This window comes from Candidatus Eisenbacteria bacterium (genome assembly GCA_016867495.1).
GTDB lineage: Bacteria > Eisenbacteria > RBG-16-71-46 > CAIMUX01 > VGJL01 > VGJL01.
The window spans coordinates 1-4,164 of record VGJL01000215.1; the positions used below are offsets into that span (position 1 = coordinate 1).

2 protein-coding genes are annotated in these 4,164 nt (G+C 67.2%); both read right to left on the reverse strand.

The genetic code is table 11. The annotated features are described in order from the left end of the window. Positions 1-178 precede the first annotated feature (178 nt). A complete protein-coding gene (locus FJY88_12395; protein MBM3288135.1) occupies positions 179-2,152 on the reverse strand; it encodes a hypothetical protein in 1,974 nt (657 codons plus the stop codon). Between the two features lie 1,002 nt (positions 2,153-3,154). Next, positions 3,155-4,164, reverse strand: a 1,010-nt coding sequence (locus FJY88_12400; GenBank protein ID MBM3288136.1) for an OPT family oligopeptide transporter, incomplete at its 5' end; no start/stop codon positions are given.

Below are 4,164 nucleotides of genomic sequence, written 5' to 3' on the forward strand. Positions count from 1 at the left end.
CAAATGGAAGGACGACCGAGGCCAAGCAGCGTGGACAAGACACAGACCGCGCAGACCAGACTCTCTCGGCGAACCAACCGCTTACACGATACGCCGAAGAGGATTAGGGGCGCAAGGCAATTCCTGCCCCCCCCTCCCGGCGGTGCGGCTCCGGTCTATCTGCCGATCCGCGCCCCTCTCATCGGATCAGGACGCAGGATCCATGGGCCGTTCTCGAGACGCTGGCCAGCCGGATGTAGTAGACGCCGCTGGGGCAGCGGATTCCCATCCCGTCCTGCCCGTCCCAGACCCAGACCCCGGGGCCGGAAGACGCCATGCCCAGCGCCGCCCGGCGCACTTCCCGGCCCGCCACGTCGTAGATCCGGATGACGGCTCCGGGGACCGCGGCCTGCCCCGCCGCCGCGCGATCGAGGGCGTAGTGGATCTCCACTCCGCGCGCGCCCAGCGGGCGCATTCCCGTGATGCCGAAGGACTCCCGGACCGCGCCGTCCTCCGCTGCGGCCACATCGATGCCCCGTCCCTTCACCCGCACGAACACCTGCGGCGCCGTGGGGTCGTTCGTGGCGATCGTCAGCATCCCGCTGTACGTCCCCGGGAACTGAGGCTCGAATCTCACGATCGCGGCGGCCTCGCCGGCCGGGGGCACGAAGAAGTGGGGCGGGCTGACTGTGTAGACGGGATTGTCGGAAGTGACGGAGCGGACCGATAGCCAGTCCGATCCGTTGTTCTGCACGCGCATCTCCCAGATCGCAAACTGGCCGGCGGGAACCTGACCGAAGTCATACGACGCCTCCGGCAGATAGAGTGCCACGTTGAGCGCTCCGGAAACGGTGCACATCATGCTGTTGGTCACCGCGTTGCCGCCGATGTCGGTGGCCCTGACGTTGACCCAGTAGTCCCCAGGACCGTACGCGGCGGTCTGCCACGAGAAGTTCGCGTCTGCCGACTCCACCATCCCGTCTCCATCTGTGTTCGTCACGATGAAGTAGAAGATGCGGGAGTCGTAGTTGCCCATCGTCATGAGAGGGCTCGTCAGACTGTAGATCACGTTGACCAGAGCATCGGCAGGACTGACGCCCGAGCAGCTGAGAGAGGTCGTGACCGGGACGGACGCGGCCCCGCCGTCGATCCAGTACTCGACCTTCCAGGGATTGAGCCTCCACTGAGGCAAGCCGACGATGTCGTAGATCCTCGAGATGATGTCGACGTCGCCGCTCAGCGCGGTCGGATCGAGGATCGTGGAGGCCTGGTTGCGCCGGAAGGCGAAGATCCTTCCCTGGTAGGTCGTCTCCAAGACGGGTGGGTCGGGATCTGTTCGCGGCTCGAGATGCAGGAGCGGGTTGTCGGTCGCCGTGTACCAGCTCCAGGGATAGCCGCCCGTCCCCACGACCTTGTTGAAGTGCACGTGGTGGAAGGCGGAGACCGGCCAGAACGCCGTCGTCCCGATGTAGGCGCTCGTATCGACCAGATCCCCGATGTCGTACTGGAAGGTGGTCGACGTGATGTGCCAGTAGAGCCAGCCCGCTCCCCCGGGGACCGGATTCCCGATCATGATGCCGCTGTAGAGAGGATCGTTGTAGGTGATGTGCGTGACCGTCCCCTGCTGGACGGAGTAGGTTTGCACCGGTCCGGGAGTGACGAGATCGATCCCGTCGTGCCAGTAGCCGCTCCCGCCGTAGTTCTGATACTCGAGGTAGTGGTTCCCCAGGCCGTGCGTCTGATCGAAGGGCTGGTAGGGCCAGGGGAGCGCCGCGGCCGGAACGGAAAAGGCCACCAGGACAGCGAAAGCGACGGCGGCCGTGAGCAGCGGCGGAAGAGCTCTTGTCTGTTCGCGCATGTTCATCTCCTCCTCCCGTCTCAAGGCAACACCGTCCGGTAGACCGCCCGGCGGGTAGTGATGGTCGCGCCCTTGCCGGAGCGGTCGATCAAGACCGTCGGCGTCCAGATGTTCCAGGTCGAGAAGCTCATGGAGCCCCGATGCAGAAGCGTGCCGGTCGCGTCGTAGGCGCGGACCTCCCCGTCGGGATGGCGGCTGTCGGGATCCGTCCCCGGGCCCAGGTCCCGCGCCAGGCCGGCCATCACATAGCCGTCGCCGGAGGCGACATCGACCGAGGTCCACGAGAGGGCCTCGCTCTCTGTCCGCGTCGACCATAGATGGGCGAGCGCGCCGTCGTAGACGCGGATCTCGTGCTTCCCCGCGATCGCGATGCGGCTCCCATCGGGGGCGACGGCGACCCGGCGGACGAGCAGCCCGCCGAGGTCGACGGCCCCAGCGACGGCGCCGCCGCGGATGACCCGCAGACCACCCTGGCCGACCACCGCGACCGTTCCGGCCTCCTCGCCGGCCGCGAAGAGCCGGACGTCCGGCTCGCTCCAGATCTCGGAGCCCCTCTTGTCGAAGGCGCGCAGCCCGTCCCGGGCGCTCACCGCGAGGAAGAGGCTTCCCGCAGGATCGAAGCGGCCGGTCTCGAGGTAGGGCACCGGGGCCTCAGCCACGATCAGACCCCGATCATAGAAGTGGATGGCGTTGCGCTCGGGGGCGTTGATGTTGAGGCTCATCCCCACGACATCTCCGCTTCTCGAGATCGCGTAGGTCACATCCTCGGTCTCTCCGGTCCGCCACAGGAGTCGGCCTTCGCCGTCCCGAAGCTCGAACGAGGCGGTGGGGGCGAAGTCCGCGGCGCCGGCGCGGTGGCGGACGACTCCGTGGTACGCCCCGCCGTCCGCAAGGTAGAGGATCTCCCCTTCCCCCGGCCGGGCGACCGATCGGGCGATCCCGCCCGCATCGAGGAGGTCGACCCCGCCCTGGCGGCAGATGCCGATCGACCCGTCGGGCCGCTGAGCGATCTTGAAGATGTCCTCAGACGCCATGTAGACCCGCTTCACTGCGAGGTCGGCGGCGACGCAGGCGATGGAAGAGAATGCGAGCAGCGCCCCGAGAACCGCGATGAGGCGGCCCGGGCGATAGCGATGATGCATGGTTGCCTCCCCATGGGACCGGGGTTCGGGTCGCGGCGCTCCTCCGGTCGTGAGGAGGATGATCGCGATACGTACCGGCCATACCAATTCTAGCAGATTGCGGCGGCTTGCGCCAGACGCGGGCGCCCGGCCGCGAACGCGCGGCGCGACGCCCATCCCGGACGCCTACAGCGGCCTATCTTCCCAGGAGCTGCAGGAGGATCTCCCGGCCGTTCTCCCAAAAGACGAGGATCACGCCCATGAGAGCGCCGCCCGCGACGATCCCGGATGCGACCGGGAAGAGATACTCATCGCAGTGCTTCTCGTTGCGCTTCTTCCACCCGTGGCCGATCAGCGCGCCGACGAAGAAGAGCAGACCGTAGAACCACTGGAAGACCCACGCGAGGCCGATGCCCGCCGCGGAGGGGATCCACTTCTGCTGCTTGGGGAAGATCCTGGAAAGAAGCGGCAGGATGATCCCTACGAGCCCGCCGATGACGATGCACCAGATCTTGACCGGATGCATCGATCTGAGCCCGAGCGCCATCGCTTCCGCGACCCCCTTCCAGGTCTGGGCGGCCGGCGCCGGGAACTGATCGGTGCCGAGGACGCTCGCGGTGGGAACCAGTATGCGGAAGGCGAGGACCGTGACGATCGTCCCGACGAAGATTCCGGCGAACTGCGCCAGGAACTGCTTCCGCGGGTGCGCGCCCAGGAGATAGCCGCTCTTCAGGTCCGTGAGCAGGTCGGCCGAGGATGTCGCCGATCCGGCGGTGATGTTGGCGGCCATGAGATTCACGTTCATGTTTCCCGGGGAGAGGGCGCCGAAGGTCAACTGCGTGATCTTCCCCATCGCGCCCACCGGCGTCGTGTCGGTCTCCCCCGTCACCCGGCACGCCACCAGGGCGAGGGCGAAGCTCAGGAGGACCGCAATCACGCTCTGCCAGTAGGGCATGCCGAAGGTCGCGTGGGCGAGCAGGGCCAGGGCCACGAGAGAGACGAGCTGGCCGAGGACGAACCAGGATCCCGGAGTCTCGATGGCCGCCATCTCATCGCGCTTCCCGCCCCCTCTCTTCGTCAGCATGTCGCCGAGACCCTGGAAGGCTCGCAGGGCGCTCCTCCACTGGAAGAGGACCGCCAGGATCCCCGATGTGACCATGCAGGCCGTGCCCGCCCAGAGGGTCCACTGGACCAGGGTGCGGAAGC

Excerpts from the sequence above, each read along its gene's own strand:
- FJY88_12395 (MBM3288135.1), bottom strand. The coding sequence starts at position 2,152 with ATGGTCGACGCGGACAGAGAGCGAGGCCCTCTCGTGGACCTCGGTCGA.